This is a genomic window from Veillonella parvula (genome assembly GCF_002005185.1).
GTDB classification, from domain to species: Bacteria; Bacillota; Negativicutes; order Veillonellales; family Veillonellaceae; genus Veillonella; species Veillonella parvula_M.
On the sequence record NZ_CP019721.1, the window covers coordinates 2015955 to 2035425 of the forward strand.

Annotated in this window: 22 protein-coding genes; 1 reads left to right on the plus strand and 21 read right to left on the minus strand. The window is 38.9% G+C overall.

The genetic code is table 11. The features are described 5' to 3' along the window. The 9 genes from mrdA to B1A77_RS09400 form a co-directional block, all read right to left on the minus strand. Nucleotides 1-1923: a penicillin-binding protein 2 gene (mrdA, locus tag B1A77_RS09355; protein ID WP_008714278.1), complete on the minus strand. Its 1923-nt coding sequence runs from the start codon at nt 1921-1923 to the stop codon at nt 1-3. Nucleotides 1924-1942: 19 nt separating this feature from the next. Next, entirely contained in the window at nt 1943-2437 is a 495-nt protein-coding gene (gene mreD / locus B1A77_RS09360; RefSeq protein ID WP_008714280.1) for a rod shape-determining protein MreD, read from the minus strand. Beyond that, nucleotides 2434-3351, minus strand: a complete 918-nt coding sequence (mreC, locus tag B1A77_RS09365) for a rod shape-determining protein MreC (protein WP_004698531.1) — start codon at nt 3349-3351, stop codon at nt 2434-2436. The genes mreD and mreC overlap by 4 nt, the downstream gene beginning before the upstream one ends. Nucleotide 3352: 1 nt before the next feature. Next, complete coding sequence (mreB, locus tag B1A77_RS09370; RefSeq protein WP_004698656.1) at nt 3353-4390, minus strand: rod shape-determining protein; 1038 nt, start codon at nt 4388-4390, stop codon at nt 3353-3355. Between the two features lie 279 nt (nt 4391-4669). Next, nucleotides 4670-5368: a RadC family protein gene (gene radC / locus B1A77_RS09375; RefSeq protein WP_004696456.1), complete on the minus strand. Its 699-nt coding sequence runs from the start codon at nt 5366-5368 to the stop codon at nt 4670-4672. A gap of 202 nt (nt 5369-5570) precedes the next feature. Continuing rightward, complete coding sequence (locus B1A77_RS09385) at nt 5571-6137, minus strand: Maf family protein (protein ID WP_077708577.1); 567 nt, start codon at nt 6135-6137, stop codon at nt 5571-5573. Between the two features lie 86 nt (nt 6138-6223). Further along, nucleotides 6224-6844, minus strand: coding sequence for a hypothetical protein (locus B1A77_RS09390; protein WP_004696459.1), 621 nt, complete (start codon nt 6842-6844; stop codon nt 6224-6226). Between the two features lie 152 nt (nt 6845-6996). Further along, complete coding sequence (locus B1A77_RS09395) at nt 6997-8202, minus strand: acetate/propionate family kinase (RefSeq protein WP_004696461.1); 1206 nt, start codon at nt 8200-8202, stop codon at nt 6997-6999. Nucleotides 8203-8205: 3 nt separating this feature from the next. Beyond that, nucleotides 8206-8769 carry a hypothetical protein gene (locus B1A77_RS09400; RefSeq protein WP_077708578.1) on the minus strand — a complete coding sequence of 188 codons (564 nt, stop codon included), beginning with the start codon at nt 8767-8769 and terminating at the stop codon, nt 8206-8208. A gap of 186 nt (nt 8770-8955) precedes the next feature. Here B1A77_RS09400 and B1A77_RS09405 point away from each other — a divergent pair, with 186 nt between their 5' ends. Next, complete coding sequence (locus tag B1A77_RS09405; RefSeq protein ID WP_077708579.1) at nt 8956-10269, plus strand: tRNA(Met) cytidine acetate ligase; 1314 nt, start codon at nt 8956-8958, stop codon at nt 10267-10269. A gap of 122 nt (nt 10270-10391) precedes the next feature. On the opposite strand, the gene pyrR is transcribed toward B1A77_RS09405, so the two are convergent. The 12 genes from pyrR to mmdA all read right to left on the minus strand — a co-directional run bounded on the left by pyrR (nt 10392) and on the right by mmdA (nt 19331). Further along, on the minus strand, nt 10392-10913 hold the full coding sequence (gene pyrR, locus B1A77_RS09410; RefSeq protein ID WP_004696466.1) for a bifunctional pyr operon transcriptional regulator/uracil phosphoribosyltransferase PyrR: 522 nt from the start codon (nt 10911-10913) through the stop codon (nt 10392-10394). Nucleotides 10914-11006: 93 nt separating this feature from the next. Then, nucleotides 11007-11930, minus strand: a complete 924-nt coding sequence (locus B1A77_RS09415; protein ID WP_077708580.1) for an RluA family pseudouridine synthase — start codon at nt 11928-11930, stop codon at nt 11007-11009. 86 nt (nt 11931-12016) lie between these two features. Continuing rightward, nucleotides 12017-12457, minus strand: a complete 441-nt coding sequence (gene lspA / locus B1A77_RS09420) for a signal peptidase II (protein ID WP_077708581.1) — start codon at nt 12455-12457, stop codon at nt 12017-12019. A gap of 108 nt (nt 12458-12565) precedes the next feature. Then, nucleotides 12566-12730: a DUF362 domain-containing protein gene (locus B1A77_RS09425; RefSeq protein WP_004696472.1), complete on the minus strand. Its 165-nt coding sequence runs from the start codon at nt 12728-12730 to the stop codon at nt 12566-12568. Between the two features lie 490 nt (nt 12731-13220). Continuing rightward, nucleotides 13221-13484 (minus strand): SemiSWEET family transporter, encoded by a 264-nt coding sequence (locus tag B1A77_RS09430; RefSeq protein WP_004696474.1) that lies wholly within the window; start codon nt 13482-13484, stop codon nt 13221-13223. Nucleotides 13485-13723: 239 nt separating this feature from the next. Then, nucleotides 13724-15025 (minus strand): SLC13 family permease, encoded by a 1302-nt coding sequence (locus B1A77_RS09435; protein WP_021148363.1) that lies wholly within the window; start codon nt 15023-15025, stop codon nt 13724-13726. A gap of 38 nt (nt 15026-15063) precedes the next feature. Beyond that, complete coding sequence (locus tag B1A77_RS09440) at nt 15064-15321, minus strand: hypothetical protein (RefSeq protein WP_008601433.1); 258 nt, start codon at nt 15319-15321, stop codon at nt 15064-15066. 194 nt (nt 15322-15515) lie between these two features. Beyond that, the gene (gene mmdB / locus B1A77_RS09445; protein WP_008601435.1) at nt 15516-16637 is read right to left on the minus strand and encodes a methylmalonyl-CoA decarboxylase subunit beta; all 1122 of its coding nucleotides are present in this window, start codon (nt 16635-16637) and stop codon (nt 15516-15518) included. Between the two features lie 70 nt (nt 16638-16707). After that, a complete protein-coding gene (gene mmdC / locus B1A77_RS09450) occupies nt 16708-17091 on the minus strand; it encodes a methylmalonyl-CoA decarboxylase subunit gamma (RefSeq protein WP_008601436.1) in 384 nt (127 codons plus the stop codon). Nucleotides 17092-17192: 101 nt separating this feature from the next. Next, a complete protein-coding gene (gene mmdE, locus B1A77_RS10175; protein WP_004696483.1) occupies nt 17193-17360 on the minus strand; it encodes a methylmalonyl-CoA decarboxylase subunit epsilon in 168 nt (55 codons plus the stop codon). A 23-nt stretch (nt 17361-17383) separates the two neighbouring features. Further along, entirely contained in the window at nt 17384-17728 is a 345-nt protein-coding gene (mmdD, locus tag B1A77_RS09455; RefSeq protein ID WP_021148364.1) for a methylmalonyl-CoA decarboxylase subunit delta, read from the minus strand. A 73-nt stretch (nt 17729-17801) separates the two neighbouring features. Then, entirely contained in the window at nt 17802-19331 is a 1530-nt protein-coding gene (gene mmdA / locus B1A77_RS09460; protein ID WP_004696486.1) for a methylmalonyl-CoA decarboxylase subunit alpha, read from the minus strand. Nucleotides 19332-19471 lie beyond the last annotated feature (140 nt).

Consider the following 19471-nt stretch of genomic DNA (forward strand, 5'->3'; position numbering starts at 1 on the left):
CTAATCCTTTCTTGGTTGTCCACTAGTTACCGCATTCTGAGGTTTTTGCCCTTTATTAATACTTGTCCCCGTAGCAGTTTCCTTATTGCTCTTACTATTTGTATCATTAGATTTCTTATTCACTGGTACATTGAAGTACGCAGCCAATATATCTCGTACGATAGGCCCTGCCGACCCAGCACCAAAGCTACCTTGCTCAACAAGTGCAACCACTACAATTTGTGGCTTATCATATGGTGCATAGGCTACAAACCAGCCGTGATCTCTGCCATGTGCATTCTCTGAAGTACCCGTTTTACCAGCTACATCAATAGGGAATCCTTTAAACAACTCCCCTGCTGTACCACCTTCATTAGTAACGTCACGCAAGCCTTCGCGAACAAGATCCATAATATTTTTTGGTACAGGTAAAATACCGAGCTTGTCTGGGCCAAAGATTTCTTTTGGCGTGCCATCCTTATTATCAATACGGCTCACCACATATGGGCGGTATTTAATGCCACCATTTGCTACTTCACTGAGCATAACAGCCATTTGTAATGGCGTCACCAAGGTAAAAGACTGACCTATGGCCGCATCAAAGGTTTCACCTAAATACCAATCTTCATCATACACTTTGCGTTTATAAGCAGGACTTGCCATATTACCAGAGGCCTCACCAACAAGATTGATGCCTGTCTTTTCGCCAATACCAAAGTAGCCAGCATATTTTACAAGTCCTTCTATGCCAACGCGATTGCCCATTTCATAGAAGTAAACATTATCTGATTTTGCAAGAGCTTTATTAAAGTTAAGCCACCCTAATGCTTCACCTTCTGCATTTCGTTTATCGATAAGCCAATGTTTACCACTATCAAAAATCATTTCTTCAGGGGTAACCTTTTTCAGGTCTAAAGCCGCCGTACCTGTAATAATCTTGAACGGAGAACCTGGTGGATATTCACCAGAAATAACCTTATTATCAAATGGATGATTCTTATCGTTATTCAATTGATTCCACTGTGCCGTTGTAATCCCTTTCGCAAACCAGTTAGGATTAAACTCAGGGGCGCTGACCATGGCCAAAATGGCACCCGTATTTGGATCCATTGCTACTACAGCAGCTCCTTGAGCTGGAATGCCTTGGGCACGCAACTGTTCTAATTGGTTCTTAACAGCTTCTTCAGCAGCCTTTTGTAGATTTGCATCTATTGTCAAATGGATATTAGATCCAGGCACTGTATGCTTTCTATCTACCTCCGCAACCGGTCGGCCTGTAGCATCAACCTCTACCTGTTTACCACCATCAGTACCACGCAAGATGGAATCATATAGTTTTTCAAGACCAGAACGGCCTAAAATAGTACCACCACTAATAAGGGTATTTGGATCTTGCTGTTTTAGCTCTTCTAATTCTTCTTCGCTCACTTCACCCACATAACCAAAGAGCTGAGAAGCCATCGTTTCATATGGATAATAGCGAAGTGGTTCTACATCTATGGTAACACCTGGTAATTCATGACGATGCTCTTCGATGCTTGTAACTACATCCATAGAAATATCATTAGCAATACGAATTGGCTCATAACCATATTTATGATCATTTACCTTTTTTGTAATATCTTCTGGTTTAATTTTCAGCAAAGTTGCCAACTTAGCAACTTCACCTTCGTCTAGAGCCTTCCCCGTAGGCAAAATGGAGATAGTGTATGCCGGTCTAGAACCTACTAAGATCTGACCATTTCGATCGTACATAATACCACGAGCAGCTGTCATGGATACCATGCGCAAACGGTTGCCTTCTGCCTTAGCTTGGTAATAACCACCAGACAAGATTTGCAACGACATCAGGCGTAATGCCAAGACTATAAATATGCCGGCTACAATGTAAAAGAGTACATCAAAGCGATTCGTTTTTCTTCGTTTATAGAGGCCTTCAAGCACTCTTTCACCCCCTTAATCCTTACCAAATATAACCTTGTTGTTCATCATCTTTACGCCATAACAAACCATGCACAATAGCGCCTAACAAGCCATTCCAGAACATCACGGGTAATACCATATGCCACAAGTATAGTCCAAAGTGCAAATCGCCACCACTAGCTAATATCATAAAGCTACGAATAACGCCATCTAGTAGCGTACAAATAGCTACTATACCGCTAGACCAATACCAGCGTTCTTCATAGATACGATGCTTTACGGCAGATAGTAGGTATACCACAATTACGTAAGGGAATAGATGGAGCCCAAAAAAGTTAGATATCAATACATCATGTACGATACCCCCAACAACAGCGGATATCAGCCCCATACGACGACCTTTAAATAAAGTAATCATAACAATTATCGTCAAAATTAAGTTTGGTAACCAATTTGTATGAAAAATAGTAGGCAATAATTGCGCTTGTATAAAATATATTAAAAATCCAGAGAGAACTAAAGCTAGACGCATCATTGTTTAACGGCCCCCTTTGCACCCTCTACTTGATCTCGTTGTGTTTGAGGCACAAGTTTAGGTTCAAGTTCTGGTTTTTGTGGTGCACTTAGAGAAGACGAGGTAAGCACAAAAACTTCTTCTAAACGATGAAAATCTACACTCGGTGTGACTACCGCATTTTTAACAAATCCTTCCGAATCATTTTCGATAGATTGCACGTTGCCAACAGGTAGACCTTTCGGATAAATGCCTCCATATCCAGAGGTAATCAACTTATCACCTACCAATACATCACCATCGCGAGCAATATTTACCATAGATGGTGTACGAGGTGTATTGCCATTACCTTTTACAACGCCAGACAAACGAGATTCAGGTCGTTGTACAAGGATACCTATTGCGCTACGCGGATCAAGAATGGTTTGAACGCGAGCAGAATGCGGATATACATCTGTAATAAAACCAACGACACCACTAGGTACAACAACAGCCATATTAACTGCCATACCTTCTTCACTCCCTTTATCAATGGTGAAAGTATTTGTCCAAGTACCGTAATCCTTTGTAATGATACCTGCTAGGGTCATGGAGAATTCTGGATGGCTACTCTTATAGTTTAAAAGCTGACGAAGGCGAATATTCTCTGCTACTACTTCATCGTAGTTAACTACCTTTTGTTCCAATGTAGCTTTACGAGATGCTTCCTCTTCACGTTCGATAGTAGAGAAAATAGCATTATTAAGTACTGTAAAGCTAGTTTGGACGCCCTCTAATAAACGAGCTGACCCATAAGAGAAAGGCGTTGTAATTCCTTCAAGGGTAACCGTAACAAAGGGAATACTAGTCCGTTGCTTCCACGCAAAGCCGAGCAATGCCATTAGGATACAACCAATGACAACGATGATAATTAACTTTTTATCTGACTGTATCATGCTAGTCTCGGCCCTTTCTATTCTTAGAATTTACAATAAAACGCGATAAGCTCACCAAATCAGATGAGGCCCCATTAAGGCCTACCACAACTTTTGTTTCAGGTGCTTCAGGAACGTGAACAGGTACACCTACTTCAGTACCAATCCGATCCGCTAAGCCAGATAGTCTTGCCGTACCGCCAGTAAGCCATATGCCATGTTGCATAATATCAGCCACGATTTCTGGTGCCGTAGCACGAATCATTTGCTTAACCTCATCCAAGAGTCCTATCAAACATTCATTTACAACTTGGTACACTTCAGATTGATGAATCACACAACGTCTACCTAAGCCGTTCATCATATCGCGCCCCTGAAAGGCATACTCTGCATCCTCTAAAGGAGCGATAGCTGTACCTAATGTATGCTTAATATCTAATATGGTCTCATCAGATACGATAACGCCAAAACACTCACGCACATAGCGCAATAAGGCATTATTAATATCAGAACCACCAAAACGAATTGTTTTGCTATCTACGATACCACCTAAAGAAACAATCCCCATATCAATAGTGCCACCACCGATGTCAATAACCATAGATCCTTGCGCTTCAAAGATAGGCACACCACAACCAATAGCAGCTGCCACAGGTCGTTCAATGAGGAATACCTCTCGAGCACCAGCTTGAATAACAGCATCCATCATAGCTCGTTGCTCAACATCGGTCATGCCACAAGGAACCCCTACGACAACGCGGGCTCGACGCAACGCATTAGACACCTTATTAAGAAAGTAGCTAAGCATAGTATGCATAACACGATAGTCAACGATAAATCCATCCTTTAAAGGCGTTAACGGACGCCACATATCGGGCATGCGCAATACGAGGCGCGCCGCTTCATCACCAACGGCTACTACTTTTTCTTGTTTTGTATCAGTTGCTATAATCGATGGTTCGCTTATAACAGTCCCTCGCGTCCCCCCCATGAGGCGCGTTTGTATGGAACCAATATCTATACTTACATCTTTTCCTAGAGTAGGTAAAATGGAACTCATAGTAATTTCTCCTTCATTACATCATCATTCCATTTTACCATATATAACGCGACTTTTTCCATTGATATCAGTACCTTTCCTTTTGTTAAAAGCACAGATAACGCATAATCCTTGTACTCATAAGTCATACATAAAAATTACATAACTTCATACATATAATCTCATACACAATAAGGAAAAGCACTCATTTATAGGAACTTACCCATGCGTCAAAATTAGGTATAGTTCAAAATGAGTGCTTTTAATAATCTTACTTGGCTTTGTTCAGTTTATTTAGGCTCAGCTCAATTTACCAATTTCGCTGAGGCTCGTAAATTCATTATCCCCTATAACAATATGATCGAGTACAGGAATCCCCATAAATTGACCAGCACTAACAAACATTTTCGTTAGCCGTATATCTTCATCACTTGGTCTACTATCACCTGACGGGTGGTTATGGATTAGAATAATCGCCGCCGCATTGCATGCTATAGCTTTTTTAAATACTGCTCTTTGCTCTACAAGGCTTGATACCAATCCACCATTAGAGATATGTTCCAACTGAATAAGCTTATTTCGAGATGTTAGCATGGCAGCCCACACATGTTCCACATCTTCATGCCGCAGTCGTTCCATCACATATTGAGCTATTACAAAAGGTTGCGAAAAATCTTCATAAGTCTCTTTAATCTTAAGCTCCCCTAGACGCCTACCCATTTCAAGTGCTGCGCATAGCGTCACTGCTTTATCTCTACCAATACCCTTGATTTTGGTTAGATTATCTACGGTCATTCGGTTAAGACCATATACACCATCATCAAAGGATTGTACGATATCACTTGCCAAAGAAATCGCAGATTGCCCCTTTACCCCTGTACGCAATAAAATAGCCAACAACTCCTCCATTGCCATATGTGAAGGGCCTAAGGCGAGAAATTTTTCTCGCGGGCGCTGGAATGGTAGCATATCTTTTACACTTACTGTTGGTACTTCCATAGAATCTCTCCATTCAAATAGATAACACCATTTGTAAATCAAACAATAAACACATCTACTCTCTTAAAAATTATTTAGCACAGCACAGCACAGCACAGCACAGCACAGCACAGCACAGCACAGCACAGCACAGCACAGCACAGCACAGCACAGCACAGCACAGCACAGCCAATTATATCACTATCTGTCTAATACGCTAGTACTATTTTGCCCCTAACGCCTTGCACAGTTCCTCGTATACATGTTCAACTGGTAACCCTACCACATTAGTATAAGAGCCCTCTATTTTATCTACCCATAATGCACCTTTTCCTTGGATGCCATAAGCTCCAGCCTTATCCATCGGTTCCCCACTAGCAATATAAGACTCGATTTCAAAGGGTGCTAATTGTTTAAAATATACTTTTGTTTCATTGTGAAAAACTATCTCCTCCCCTTTGATGAGTAACGCGACTCCAGTGATTACAGAATGTGCTCTACCCGATAAATGCTCCAACATATGGCGTGCATCGGATTCATCATATGGCTTTCCTAATACTTTATTATCAAGGACAACAATAGTATCTGCGCCTAACACAATACTTCTGTCAGGAACACCTTCAGCACAACGAGCCTTACCTAATGCTTGGGCTTTCACCATTTCAATAGGGTTGTCGTAACCCTCATTAGATTCCTCATAAGTACTGGATACAACAGTATGATCAATCCCAACCTGTGTTAATAATTCAGTTCTACGTGGTGATTGACTCGCCAAATATAATCCAGCCATATACGCTCCTTCGTATTAAAAAACTTGTACATAAAATTCTTGGTATAACCAAACTATCCTGCCTATCCCCCAGAACTTACCATCCTTTACATAGTTGTTCCTTTATCTTCTTCAGAAGAAATTAATCTTTCATAATATTCTTGTACATCTTCCCCATGTTTTACCGCATCAGCTCGCACCGCCGCATAAAATACGATATCCGCTTGAGGCACACGAATACGGCCAGGCACATGCTCTTCTAATATTTCAAAGAATCTATCGTCGGCTTTCAACAACAAACGGCCATTTTTAACTTTATTTCCATCTACAATAGAATACACAAGAGACCAAATCGGGCGCGGGTCAGAGGTAGAACATTTTCTATATTTATAGCGGTATTTAATATTTGTCAACAACTCACGTTCAAACTTGAACACCCCATCAATCATGTTATAATCTACTTCAAAATGACGATTTCTAAAGATAGAGTGCTCTTCAATCACAAGCTTTGTATCTGTCAAAATATATGTATATCTACTAACAGCCTGTTTAACCATAACAATGATGGCCATGATTTCAATAAAATACTCAGCTAATAAAACCGTATGTAATTGAATACTGCGATACGTTGTATAAGCTGCTGCACACAACAATAAAATCACAAAAAATACTACCAATAACTCTGCACTTCTGGTGCGCTGAGATTTTTCTTCATATAATACTGTCATGCTTTACCCCTTTTAAAGAAATCACTAATTAATAACTATACATCCTATTATAAGATATTCTATGCATAAAAACTACAAAAACCCCGTCCATATCCGAGATATAGACGGGGTTTTATGACTCTATTAGTCACTCAGTTCAGATGCGAACTATATTATTTTTTCAACGCTGCTGTAATACGTTGAGTATCACGAGCAATCATGATTTCTTCGTTTGTAGGAATTACAAAGATTTTAACCTTAGAGCCTTCAGCACTGATTTCTTGTTCTTTACCACGAACATTATTGCGTTCAGAATCAATACGAGTACCTAAATATTCCAAACCGTTACAGATTGCATCACGGTTACCAATACCGTTTTCACCAATACCAGCAGTAAAGATGATAGCATCTACACCGCCCATAACAGCAGCAAAGGCACCGATTACACGGCGAACTTTGTAATGGAACATATTCAATGCCAATTGTGCGCGTTTATTGCCGTTAGCAGCAGCTTCTTCAATCACACGGAAGTCATTGGATACACCAGAAATCCCTAATACACCGGATTCTTTATTCATAACTCTATCGATTTCTTCATAGGTCATACCTGTTTTTTCCATCAAGAATGGAACGATAGCAGGGTCAATATCACCTGTACGCGTACCCATGATCAAACCGGACAATGGAGTAAAGCCCATTGTAGTATCGATGGAGCGACCACCTTTAATAGCAGCCACAGAGGAACCATTACCCAAGTGGCATGTGATGATACGAAGATCAGTCATATGTTTACCCATTAATTCTGCACAACGTTGTGCTACATATTTATGGGACGTACCATGGAAGCCGTAACGACGAATACCATAATCTTCATAATAAGAGTAAGGAAGCGCATACATATATGCTTCTTTTGGCATAGTTTGATGGAATGCAGTATCAAATACAGCAACTTGAGGTACACTCGGCATAATAGCTTCACAAGCTTCAATACCTTGAATGTTTGGTGGGTTATGTAATGGTGCAAGAGAAGCACATTCTTCCAACGCTTCCATAACTGCTGGTGTAATCAATACGGAATCAGCAAATTTTTCACCGCCGTGTACTACACGGTGACCTACAGCATCAATTTCATCCATCGAAGAGATAACACCAAATTCAGCATCAACTAAAATATCTAGCAAAATACGAAGCGCTTCTTTATGGTTCAAAATTGGTTCAACGCGTTCTAATTTATCTGCATTAGGACGTTTGTGAGTGAAGATAGCATCTTGATCACCAATCTTTTCAAAAAGGCCTTTTGCCAATTCTGTTTCAGTTGTCATATCAAGTAATTGATATTTCAAAGAAGAACTACCGCAGTTAACTACTAATACGTTCATCGATTAACCCTCTTTCTGTTGTGTAACTTGAATCTTGTTTTGAATTTCTTTGCTGATATCAGCACCTACCTGATCCTTTTCAGGATATTGGTAGATTATATTCCACAATACGCCATGATCTAAGAATACGTATTGAGAAAAGCTAAATGTTTGCCCTTGTGTTGTATACGTCACATCAAGCTTCTTTGCAGATGTACCTTGTAAAGCTACAGATTCTTCCTTGATGGTTGCGCCCATCTTCGTGAATTCAGACTTGCTGCGATTTAAAAACTCATCAACCGTAGGCAATGGTTTATTGTCACCAGCACGCAATGCTTCAACTTCAATCACCATATGTTCTGTAACGGAACCATAAATATCAATTGGATACCCATCATCAGTCATATTTTTTGTACTTTTACCCATTTCATAAGGCAAGGCAATGGTAATTTCAGATTGACCAACACGGATAACTTGATGGCCAAAACTATATGTATCCATTACATTTGTAGAGCCACATCCCGCCATTGCTAGCAGCACAGCACCGAGCAGAGTCCCTTGTAATGTACGTTTCCAATTTTGTTTCATCATATACCTCACATCAATTCAGCATTTACAGTTAATTATAGCCTATAGTGTCAAGAAAATCTATACTAAACTTAATATTTACACATAACATCATTTCTATAAACAAGCCTTTTATATGGATATCATGAAATGTAGTTTACAGCATTTCTTCGCTTTGTTACACTAACAATAATGAAAGGAGTCACTATGAAAACAATCGGTATCATCTGTGAATATAATCCATTTCACAATGGACATGCGCATCAATTACATACCTTAGCACAAGAGCATCCTGAAGCGCTGCGCATTTGTATCATGAGTGGTTCCTTTGTACAACGAGGAGAACCTGCTATTTTTTCTAAATTTGACCGTGCTCGTTGGGCTATTCTCGGTGGTGCAGACATCGTTATCGAGCTACCTACACTCTATTCTTTGGGTAGTGCACAACTGTTTGGAACAGGCGCTATTCGCATGGTAAAAGCTTTACATATCGATGCACTCTCCTTTGGTTCTGAAACGGCTGATCTAGATACACTCGTTGATATAACTAAACGTATGGATTGTGAAAGTACTCAAATAGTATTACGGACCTATATTAACGAAGGCATGTCCTATGGCTCTGCCTTCCGTAAAGCCCTTAATACAGAGATGCTCAACACCCCTAATGCACTGTTAGGACTTGAATATATTCGGGCAGGACTTACCTATTATCCTTCCTTAAAATATATACCAATCTTACGCACATCAGATCATCACGACGCGAATATTACAAAAGATTTTCCTTCTGGTACAGCATTGCGTAAACTCATAACAGAAATGGCTACAGGTAGTAACAATTGTAATAAAAATAGTATCTACACTTTTACAGATATAGATACAACGACAAGTACAAATTCAAATTCAACTGCAACTGCAACTACATTAACAAAATTAAATGCACTAAATAGTAAAATAAAATTACAACTTCAGTCAATCGTTCCTAAAACTATTGCAGACGATATGACTAATATAATTTCTAATGGTGCTTATGTAAACTATAACCGCTACTATGATATGGTCCATACCTTAAGTCGTCGTACTTCAACTAAGGAGCTAGAAAGCTTTGGAGAGTTCAACGAAGGCATTGAACACTTATGGTCCAAAGCGGCCCAACAACCTACGTGGAACTTGGCTATGAAGCAAATAAAATCAAAGCGCTATACCTATGCCCGTTTACAACGAATGGGAGCCTATCTCACCTTAGGAATACAAAAAGATTTACTACAAAGTGCTATACAGGAAGCGCCACAATATGCTCGCTTGCTAGCCTTCAACGATAGAGGTCGTCAATGGCTTCGAAATGATTTTGAAATACCACTTATTCAAAAATGGGCCAAAGCACCTAATGAATTAAATACGTTGGGACAAACGATGCATCAAATCGATACATTAGCTACAGATATACAGGCCTTATGCTTACATAATGAAGTTAAACGAATAGGTCATATGGACTACACCTATACGCCACAATACATAAAATAAGCAGAACTACGATCTGGTAGAAACATTCTGCACATAAATATAAGAGTCAAATAATTTAATTTTATTAAGATAATCATCTTATTATATGATAATACTCAAAAAATAAGGGGTTACAATACAGATTATTCCTGTATTGTAACCCCTTCTTCACCATCCAGATCAGCGACGGCAACGCGTACACTTTCAAGATGTGATGTAGGAATATTTTTACCTACATAGTCCGCTCGTATAGGCAATTCACGATGACCACGATCGACGAGGACGGCCAATTGAATAGATCTTGGTCTGCCAGCCGTCATTAATGCATTTAAAGCAGCACGGATGGTACGGCCCGTATACAAAACATCATCTACAAGAATAATTGTCTTTTCCGTTGTATCAATCGTACACGGTTCCCCCTCTTTAGGACGAGCATCACGATCATCACGATACACTGCAACATTCAAAGACTCACAATCAATATGAATACCTTCTATACGCTCAATTTCCGCTTGTAAACGTTTTGCCAAAATGACACCACGCCGTTCAATACCTACAATTAACGCATTAGATAAACCTTTATTGCGTTCTAAAATTTCATGACTAATACGACGAATCGCACGCATTATAGCGTCTTGATCCATTAGTAAGCGTTTCTTTTCCATATATACGCCCTTACAGCATAGGATTGTTCTATGCCCCTATATCCAAATAAGTAGTAAAAATAAGTACTTAAACAATCAATGTAAACATTTAGACTATTTTCGTTTATCTTCACGGTAGGTCTTAGCAAATTCTAAGCACGCCTCAAAGTCAGCTGGTACCGGTGCTTCAAAGTGCATTTCTTCACCTGTAATAGGGTGTTTAACATCTAACGATTTAGAATGTAATGCTTGCCCTTCTATAGGAAAATCCATACGTCTATATCCATAAAATGGGTCATTAACAACAGGATGTCCAATATGAGCAAAGTGAACACGAATTTGATGGGTTCTGCCAGTCTCCAAATTACATTCAACCAATGTTTGATGACCATAACGCTCCAATACTTTAAAATGTGTTACTGCATCTTTACTGTTTTCAAAGACAACAGCCATTTTCATACGGTCCTTAGGATGGCGTCCAATAGGCGCCTTTATAGTCCCCTTTTCTTCTACAATATTGCCTTGTACTAGCGCCCAGTACGTACGTCTTGCAGAATGTGCTTTTACTTGCTCTGCTAGGCCAATGTGTGCTGCATCATTTTTTGCCACCATCATAACACCAGACGTATCTTTATCTAAGCGATGCACAATACCTGGCCTAATTTCACCATTAATGCCTGATAGGTCCTTACAATGGAATAATAGAGCATTTACAAGGGTTCCAGAATAATTCCCTACTGCAGGATGCACCACCATGCCACGAGGTTTATTAACAATAACAATATCGTGATCTTCGTATAAATAATCTAAAGGGATATCCTCAGGTTTAACCTCAATCGATTCAGGCTCTGGGATTTCTACATGAATGACAGTATCAGGTGTAAGCCGAAGATTAGCTTTCCCTACTTTACCACCTACTGTAACATGACCACCTTTAATTAAACTTTGAATATAGCTACGAGATCCTTCCATCTGTTCAGTTAAAAACACATCTAGTCTAATGCCTTCTTGCTCAGCATTTACAATATATTCATTCATCCTCTATTCCTCTTTGAGTCAAGTATAAGATATATATTTATTGACGAATCAAGTCAATGATTTATAAAGGGCTTTGATAATGAAAGCTATTCATGGTCCTCTTTCAATGAAAACAAATAAAATACAACAAAAGCTACACCTATACAAATACCAATATCTGCCACATTAAAAATAGGCCATACACGAAAATCAAAAAAGTCCACTACCCCATGAATCATGTATCGGTCAATGCCATTACCAATAGCACCTGCGACTAATAAGGCTGACCCGATTTGCAAAGTCCAATGGCCCTTAGCTAATAGCTTCCAATAAAAAGCACAAACAGCTAATAGAATAAAAGCTACTAGTAAGAAAAACCATCGTTGATTCGCTAACATGCCAAAGGCTGCACCGCGATTAATAATATAGGTAAAATGAAATACATTAGGAATAACAGGTAAAGATTCACCTAACAAAAAATGATTCATTACATAATATTTAGTTAATTGGTCCAATAATAACCAAATGATAAGTACTGTATAAAACAAGATTAACTCCCTTACTATAATATAATTCTTAATAGTCCTATTATACTAAGTTACGCAAATTTAGGCAAAATAAAAAGCCCCTCAATGAGGGGCGTGTTTTATTTGTGATTACTCAGCGGAAATTACAGAAACTGGGCAAACGGATTCGCAAGAACCGCAATCGATGCAAGCATCGCCAATTTCGTATTTAGTTTCGCCTTCAGTAATGCAGGAAACTGGGCAAACAGATGCGCAAGAACCACATTTAATGCAACCATCAGCAATAACTCTCATAATTAGGACCTCCATCAAAATATAAATCAGAACTTTTTATTATCATTTAGAAAGGCACTTGCCTCAACTTATGTTCTCATTATCACACAGTTCAAATTGAAAGTCAAATGAAAATGATAAAAAATTATATAATATTTTGCATAATAATTGTTCCTTTTTATCATAAAAAGCCTATATTTATATGTATTTTGATATTTCTTTTCATTTATGTAATTGAGTTTAATAATCAATAATTGAGAATGCACTAATTATCATTTCAATTAAAATACGTACTATTATACTAGGAATTCAATTATCAATATTTATTATCATAAAAACTATTTTTTTATTACAACAGATTTAACGCTTATCTATATTTTAATCTAACATATAAACTTCACTCTAAAAAAGGCCGAATCATACGATTCGACCTCATTTATATTTATAAAGTAAAGTAATATCTTTACTATTATTCACTATATAACAATAATACTATTTTTTCTTATAGCACTTAGAAAGATGTTAAGAATGTTAGTGTACCTAAAATAACGCCTGCAAGGTTTGGTACGATTAAAATATAATCACGTTTAGGTGATTTTGTCCAACCATATAATACCCAGATCAAACAGGATACTGCTGCAAATAATGGTTGCCATGGTTGACTAGGTTGACCATGAAGATTAGCAATTATTTGTGGGATATAGGCTAAAAATACAAATACACCAATAAATGCACCAATAGAACCAACTAACATGTTAAATCTTTCTTTTGTCATAGATGACCTCCTTATTCAACATTACATTATTATATCTTACACAATATACTATATCATATTTTTTCGATGTAGTCAATTGTGTAAAATTAATCATGCAAATTAGTTTAATTCATATTGCTTTTGATTACACTTATATGTAATCTATATTAAAATCATATAGACTAAAATCATAAAAAACGAGGCCGAATCTTACGATTCGACCTCGTGTGTGCTTGTATAGTAGAGTAACCTATTCCCTATTATTTACCAGGGAAGAATGGCCATACCATTGGAATGATAATTAAGCTTACTACGAAGCAAACTAAAATCAATGGAACGCCGGCTTTTACATAATCTGTAAATTTGTATTGACCAGGACCAAGTACTAGTGTATTTGGAGGTGTACCTACAGGTGTACCGAATGCACAAGATGCAGCAACGCCGATAGCCATCAATACTGCATGAGGGTCAGCGCCCATACCTTGAGCAATGGAGATACCGATAGGTGCCAATAATGCACAAGATGCAGTGTTAGACATGAATTGAGTCATGATACAAGACAATGCAAATAATACTGCTGTTGCAAAGTAAGGGCTAGGATCAGACCCCATAACACCGATTACTGCATCAGCAATCATTTTACCTGCACCAGATTGGTCAAGTGCAGTTGCCACTGGCATCATACCAGCGAATAAGAAGATTGTTACCCAGTCAATAGATGTGTAAGCTTGTTTTTCGTTCAAGCAACCAGTTAATACGCAAAGCATTGCGCCAATAACTGCAACCATGCTCAATGGTAAATTAATACCAAAATATGTTTTTAGAGGATCCCCTAAAATCATAGCAATGATTACACCTAAAAGAATAAGACCAGAGTATAATTGTTTCTTAGGATCGTTAGAAATATCTTCAGCAGCTACTTCTTGTTCAACATCACCAGCATCAGTAATTTCATGTTTAGGTAATAGATGTTTACCAACGAGCATCATGAATACGATAGTAGCAACAGTCAAAGGAATACCAATCCAAGCAAATTCAAAGAAACCAAATGGTTCAATGCCAAATTTAGATAATGTACCACTTACAATGATATTAGGTGGTGTACCAACCATTGTAATGATACCACCGATACCTGCAGCAAATGCTAAAGGCATTAATTGGCGAGATGCAGGAATCTTAGCAACAGCACAGATACCAACAACCACAGGAAGTAACGCAGCTGTTGTACCAGTATTAGATAAGAATGCGGACATGGTAGCTGTTACGAGCATAATCGCAAGCATCAAGCCATTTTCGCTAGTCCCTGCATGAGATACTACGGTTTCCCCAATTTTTTGAGCCAAACCAGTGTAGAATAATGCAGCACCAACAACGAACATGCCTGCAAACAACACAACTGTACTATCAGATAAACCAGAGAATACAACCTTAGGAGTAATAATACCCATAAGGCCTAATGTAATTGCGCCGCCTAAAGAAGTAATAGCTAGAGGAATAATTTCCGTAACGAATAAAACAGCCATGACTGCAAGGACGATTAAGGTTTGTTCTGCAGTACCCATACATCATCATCTCCCTTCAGAGAAATGCACTGATATAGTTATAATAGGTATAAAATATAACCTACGATACCAATGGCAGAAGCCATCAAAAAAGTAATCCCATATCCCTCTCTTGTTTTAGGATACCCAAATAATAAAGTTTCACCTAAAAATCCTCGACGATTAAACCAAGAATATTTTGTTCTTTGTTGAAACCACTTAGCTTTGCCTTTATTACCGATAATCAGCGCTGTAATAAAAAAAACAATAAATGCCCATATAAAACAAATCAGTATTTTTAATTCAATTGATAACAAGTGACCACCTCTACTATATATAAAGCACTAGAAGGTTATTCTGTGAAATCTTGCTAATCACCTAATGACCGATCTGAAAAGCATTTATTGCAAATATTCCCTTTTTATGTATGATTACATAATGACCAAGGGCTTTTTGATTCACCAATAGGTGTACCTATTTAGGTACACCTGGGTGAATAATTATTAAATTATTAGTGGTTAGACAACATAGCAAGCATTGTACCTGCAGCTACTGCTGTACCGATAACGCCAGCTACGTTAGGACCCATAGCATGCATGAGCAAGAAGTTAGCTGGGTTAGCTTTCGCACCTACTACTTGAGATACGCGAGCCGCCATTGGAACCGCGGATACACCGGCAGAACCAATAAGTGGATTTGTTTTACCACCATCTACTAAGCTCATCAATTTACCGAATAATACGCCACCAGCAGTACCACCGATAAATGCAACTAAGCCTAAGCAGATAATAAGAATTGTTTGTACGCTTAAGAAATGTTCCGCACTCATTGTTAAACCAGTACCAGTTGCCAAGAAGATTGTAACAGTATTGATTAACGCATTTTGAGAAGTATCGGACAAACGTTCAGTTACGCCAGATTCACGGAACAAGTTACCTAACATCAACATACCTAAAAGAGATGTAATGGAAGGAAGCAATAAGGAAATGAAGATCGTTGCAACAATTGGGAACACGATTTTTTCAAAACGTGTAACTTCACGCAATTGCTCCATAACAATTTCGCGTTCTTTTTGCGTAGTGAATAATTTCATTACAGGCGGTTGAATCAATGGTACCAAGGACATATAGGAATATGCGGCAACCGCGATAGCACCTAATAAATGAGGAGCTAGTTTAGTAGCTAAGTAAATGGATGTAGGGCCGTCAGCACCACCGATGATACCGATAGCAGCTGCTTCTTGAGCTGTGAAGCCAAGCATCATTGCGCCACCTAAAGCAACGAATACGCCGATTTGAGCGGCAGCGCCTAAAAGCAATGTTTTAGGATTAGCAATGAGTGGACCAAAGTCAGTCATTGCACCTACACCTAGGAAAATTAAAGGTGGGAAGATTTCTTGGGAGATACCTGCGCTAATAAGTGCCATAACGCCTTCTTCGAAACCATTACGAGGAATATTAGCAAGTATACAACCAAACGCAATCGGACCCAACAATAAAGGTTCAAACTCTTTAGCAAATGCCAAATACAATAGGATCAAACCTACAAGAATCATAATAGCATTGCCTGTTGTAAATGCGAGGAACCCGCTATCTGTAATAACGGATTGAATCGCAACAGCAAAAGCCTCCATATGCGTTCCCCTTTCACAAATATAAAATTGTTAGATGACGTGGCGCAGCCACGTCATACAACACTTGGTATTAGCCAAGAACAACCATGTCGTCACCAGTGGATACAGTTTGGTTAGCAGATACGCGAACTTCGGAAACTACAGCATCATGTGGAGCTGCGATTTCATTTTGCATTTTCATAGCTTCAAGGATCAACAAAGTTTCGCCTTTTTTAACTGCTTGACCAGCAGATACTGCTACAGATAAGATTTTACCAGGCATTGGAGCTTTTACAGTTTCAGCACCTGCTGGAACTGGAGCTGCTGCTGCAGCAGGAGCTGGTGCAGGAGCTGCTTTAGGAGCTGGAGCTGCTGCTGGAGCTGCTTTAGGAGCTGCTGCAGGAGCCGCTGCTTTCACTTCATTAACTTCTACATCATATGCTGTACCATTTACTGTAACGTTGAATTTTTTCATCTTAAATTCCTCCAAAATGTGTAGTTTCTACACAAAACTTATAAATATTTTTACACATATAAATTGAATAATCCCATGGATTATCAAATTAGCCAATTATCTTATCGATTACCACGCAAACGGCCTTCCATTTTCCAATTGTAGCTTACGATTGGACGGATATGCGCGATTTGATCAGCGGAATAACCCATTGCCGCTAATGCACCAACGATTACTGCTACTACATCTTGAGATGGAGCTTTACCGTTAGTTGTTGTAGCATTGCTCATTACAAATGCCTCCTAAAAATATTTTAACCTCTACCGCTTAAGCGACCTTCCAAGCGCCATTTAGCACTGGTTGCTGTAGGTCGAATAGATGCAATTTGTTCAGATGAGTACCCCATCGCCACAATGGCACCTACGATAGCTGCTACTACTTCACCTTCATTTTGAGCAGATGCATTTGGTGCAGCCACCGGTGTAGCTGCGGGAGCCACAACAGGTGCACTTGGTGGTACGTCTTTTTTCTTCTTAGTAGGGTCAATCAAATGAACGATTGTCATCAAAATACCTAAAAGAATCAACACAACAAATACAACTGTCATATTAATGGCCATGATTAACCAAGGATTGGTAGTAACTGCTTGTCCTTCCATAATCATTCCCCTTTCTAAAAAAGTAGTAAAGAAAGGTATCTCCCAAATTCGATGATATGTTTACCGAATCGAATTATAATGGAATATTACCATGTTTCTTTGGAGCACGGTTTTCGCGTTTGCTTGCAAGCATAGCCAAAGCGTTGATAACTGCTGGACGAGTTTGTTTAGGTTCGATTACAACATCTACGAAGCCACGTTCTGCAGCTTTGTAAGGAGTCGCAAACTCTTCTACATATTTAGCTGTTTTAGCATCTTTATCTTCGTCTTTCTTGAAGATAATATTAGCTGCACCAGCAGGACCCATTACAGCGATTTCGGATGTAGGCCAAGCATATACTTGGTCTGCGCCTAAATCTTGGGAACACATAGCGAGGTAGGAACCGCCATATGCTTTACGAGTGATGACAGTAATTTTTGGTACTGTAGCTTCAGAGTAAGCATATAACATTTTAGCACCATGACGAATGATACCGCCCCATTCTTGATTTGTGCCAGGCAAGAAACCAGGAACGTCAACGAAGTTAACGATTGGAATATTGAAAGCATCACAGAAACGGATGAAACGGGAAGATTTGTCAGAAGCGTTAATGTCCAAGCAACCAGCCATTACTTTTGGTTGGTTAGCAATGATACCAACGGATTGACCATCAAAACGAGCGAAGCAAGTAATGATATTAGTAGCATAGAATGGTTGTACTTCATAATATTCGCCATTATCTACAGTAGCTGCGATAACATCTTTCATGTCGTAAGGCATGTTACTGTTATCTGGCAACAAGCTATTCAAGCTTTCATCCTCACGAGTTGGATCGTCACCAGTATCTACCAATGGAGCATCTTCCATATTGTTGGATGGCAAGAAGCCTAATAAGTAACGAATTTGAGCGATACAATCATCTTCATTTTCAGCTGCAAAGTGAGCAACACCAGACACGGAGTTGTGAGCCATTGCACCACCAAGATCTTCAGCGGTTACTTCTTCACCAGTTACAGATTTGATTACTGCAGGACCAGTGATGAACATTTGAGAAGTATTTTTAACCATGTAGATGAAGTCAGTCAATGCTGGAGAATATACAGCACCGCCCGCACATGGGCCCATGATTACGGAAATTTGTGGAATAACACCAGATGCATTTGTATTTTCAAAGAAAATTTTACCGTAACCAGCAAGGGCATCTACTGCTTCTTGAATACGAGCACCGCCGGAATCGTTGATACCAACAATAGGAGCACCCATTTTCATTGCTAAACGTTGTACTTTAACGATTTTAGCAGCATGCATTTCACCAAGAGAACCACCTTCTACAGTGAAATCTTGTGCGAATGCATATACTAAACGACCGTCGATAGTACCATAACCTGTTACTACACCTTCGCCTGGTAATTCTTTCTTTTCTTGACCGAAGTTAACACAACGATGTTTAACGAATTGATCAAGTTCAACGAAGGAATTATCATCGAACAATTTAGCCAAGCGTTCGCGAGCAGTCATTTTACCTTGAGCATGTTGTTTCTCAACGCGTTTTTCACCGCCACCAGCTTTAACTTTAGCTAGTTTTTCGTGCAATAACTCGATTTTTTCCTGCACTGTTGCCATTATAGCACCTCCAAATAAAACTTGTTACAGTATCATTTTATTTCATAAATGAATAAAGTTCAAGAAGCATACATATTTAATATATAACGTAGGATTATATGTATATGTATATCTACAACTCATATATAATGATGTGAATT

What these genes read in the sequence shown, in the direction of transcription:
- mreD (WP_008714280.1), bottom strand. Translation starts at nt 2,437, where the DNA reads ATGATGCGTCTAGCTTTAGTTCTCTCTGGATTTTTAATATATTTTATA.
- mreC (WP_004698531.1), bottom strand. Translation starts at nt 3,351, where the DNA reads ATGATACAGTCAGATAAAAAGTTAATTATCATCGTTGTCATTGGTTGT.
- mreB (WP_004698656.1), bottom strand. Translation starts at nt 4,390, where the DNA reads ATGAGTTCCATTTTACCTACTCTAGGAAAAGATGTAAGTATAGATATT.
- radC (WP_004696456.1), bottom strand. Translation starts at nt 5,368, where the DNA reads ATGGAAGTACCAACAGTAAGTGTAAAAGATATGCTACCATTCCAGCGC.
- B1A77_RS09385 (WP_077708577.1), bottom strand. Translation starts at nt 6,137, where the DNA reads ATGGCTGGATTATATTTGGCGAGTCAATCACCACGTAGAACTGAATTA.
- B1A77_RS09390 (WP_004696459.1), bottom strand. Translation starts at nt 6,844, where the DNA reads ATGACAGTATTATATGAAGAAAAATCTCAGCGCACCAGAAGTGCAGAG.
- B1A77_RS09395 (WP_004696461.1), bottom strand. Translation starts at nt 8,202, where the DNA reads ATGAACGTATTAGTAGTTAACTGCGGTAGTTCTTCTTTGAAATATCAA.
- B1A77_RS09400 (WP_077708578.1), bottom strand. Translation starts at nt 8,769, where the DNA reads ATGAAACAAAATTGGAAACGTACATTACAAGGGACTCTGCTCGGTGCT.
- B1A77_RS09405 (WP_077708579.1), top strand. Translation starts at nt 8,956, where the DNA reads ATGAAAACAATCGGTATCATCTGTGAATATAATCCATTTCACAATGGA.
- pyrR (WP_004696466.1), bottom strand. Translation starts at nt 10,913, where the DNA reads ATGGAAAAGAAACGCTTACTAATGGATCAAGACGCTATAATGCGTGCG.
- B1A77_RS09415 (WP_077708580.1), bottom strand. Translation starts at nt 11,930, where the DNA reads ATGAATGAATATATTGTAAATGCTGAGCAAGAAGGCATTAGACTAGAT.
- B1A77_RS09425 (WP_004696472.1), bottom strand. Translation starts at nt 12,730, where the DNA reads ATGAGAGTTATTGCTGATGGTTGCATTAAATGTGGTTCTTGCGCATCT.
- B1A77_RS09430 (WP_004696474.1), bottom strand. Translation starts at nt 13,484, where the DNA reads ATGACAAAAGAAAGATTTAACATGTTAGTTGGTTCTATTGGTGCATTT.
- B1A77_RS09435 (WP_021148363.1), bottom strand. Translation starts at nt 15,025, where the DNA reads ATGGGTACTGCAGAACAAACCTTAATCGTCCTTGCAGTCATGGCTGTT.
- mmdB (WP_008601435.1), bottom strand. Translation starts at nt 16,637, where the DNA reads ATGGAGGCTTTTGCTGTTGCGATTCAATCCGTTATTACAGATAGCGGG.
- mmdC (WP_008601436.1), bottom strand. Translation starts at nt 17,091, where the DNA reads ATGAAAAAATTCAACGTTACAGTAAATGGTACAGCATATGATGTAGAA.
- mmdE (WP_004696483.1), bottom strand. Translation starts at nt 17,360, where the DNA reads ATGAGCAATGCTACAACAACTAACGGTAAAGCTCCATCTCAAGATGTA.
- mmdD (WP_021148364.1), bottom strand. Translation starts at nt 17,728, where the DNA reads ATGGAAGGACAAGCAGTTACTACCAATCCTTGGTTAATCATGGCCATT.
- mmdA (WP_004696486.1), bottom strand. Translation starts at nt 19,331, where the DNA reads ATGGCAACAGTGCAGGAAAAAATCGAGTTATTGCACGAAAAACTAGCT.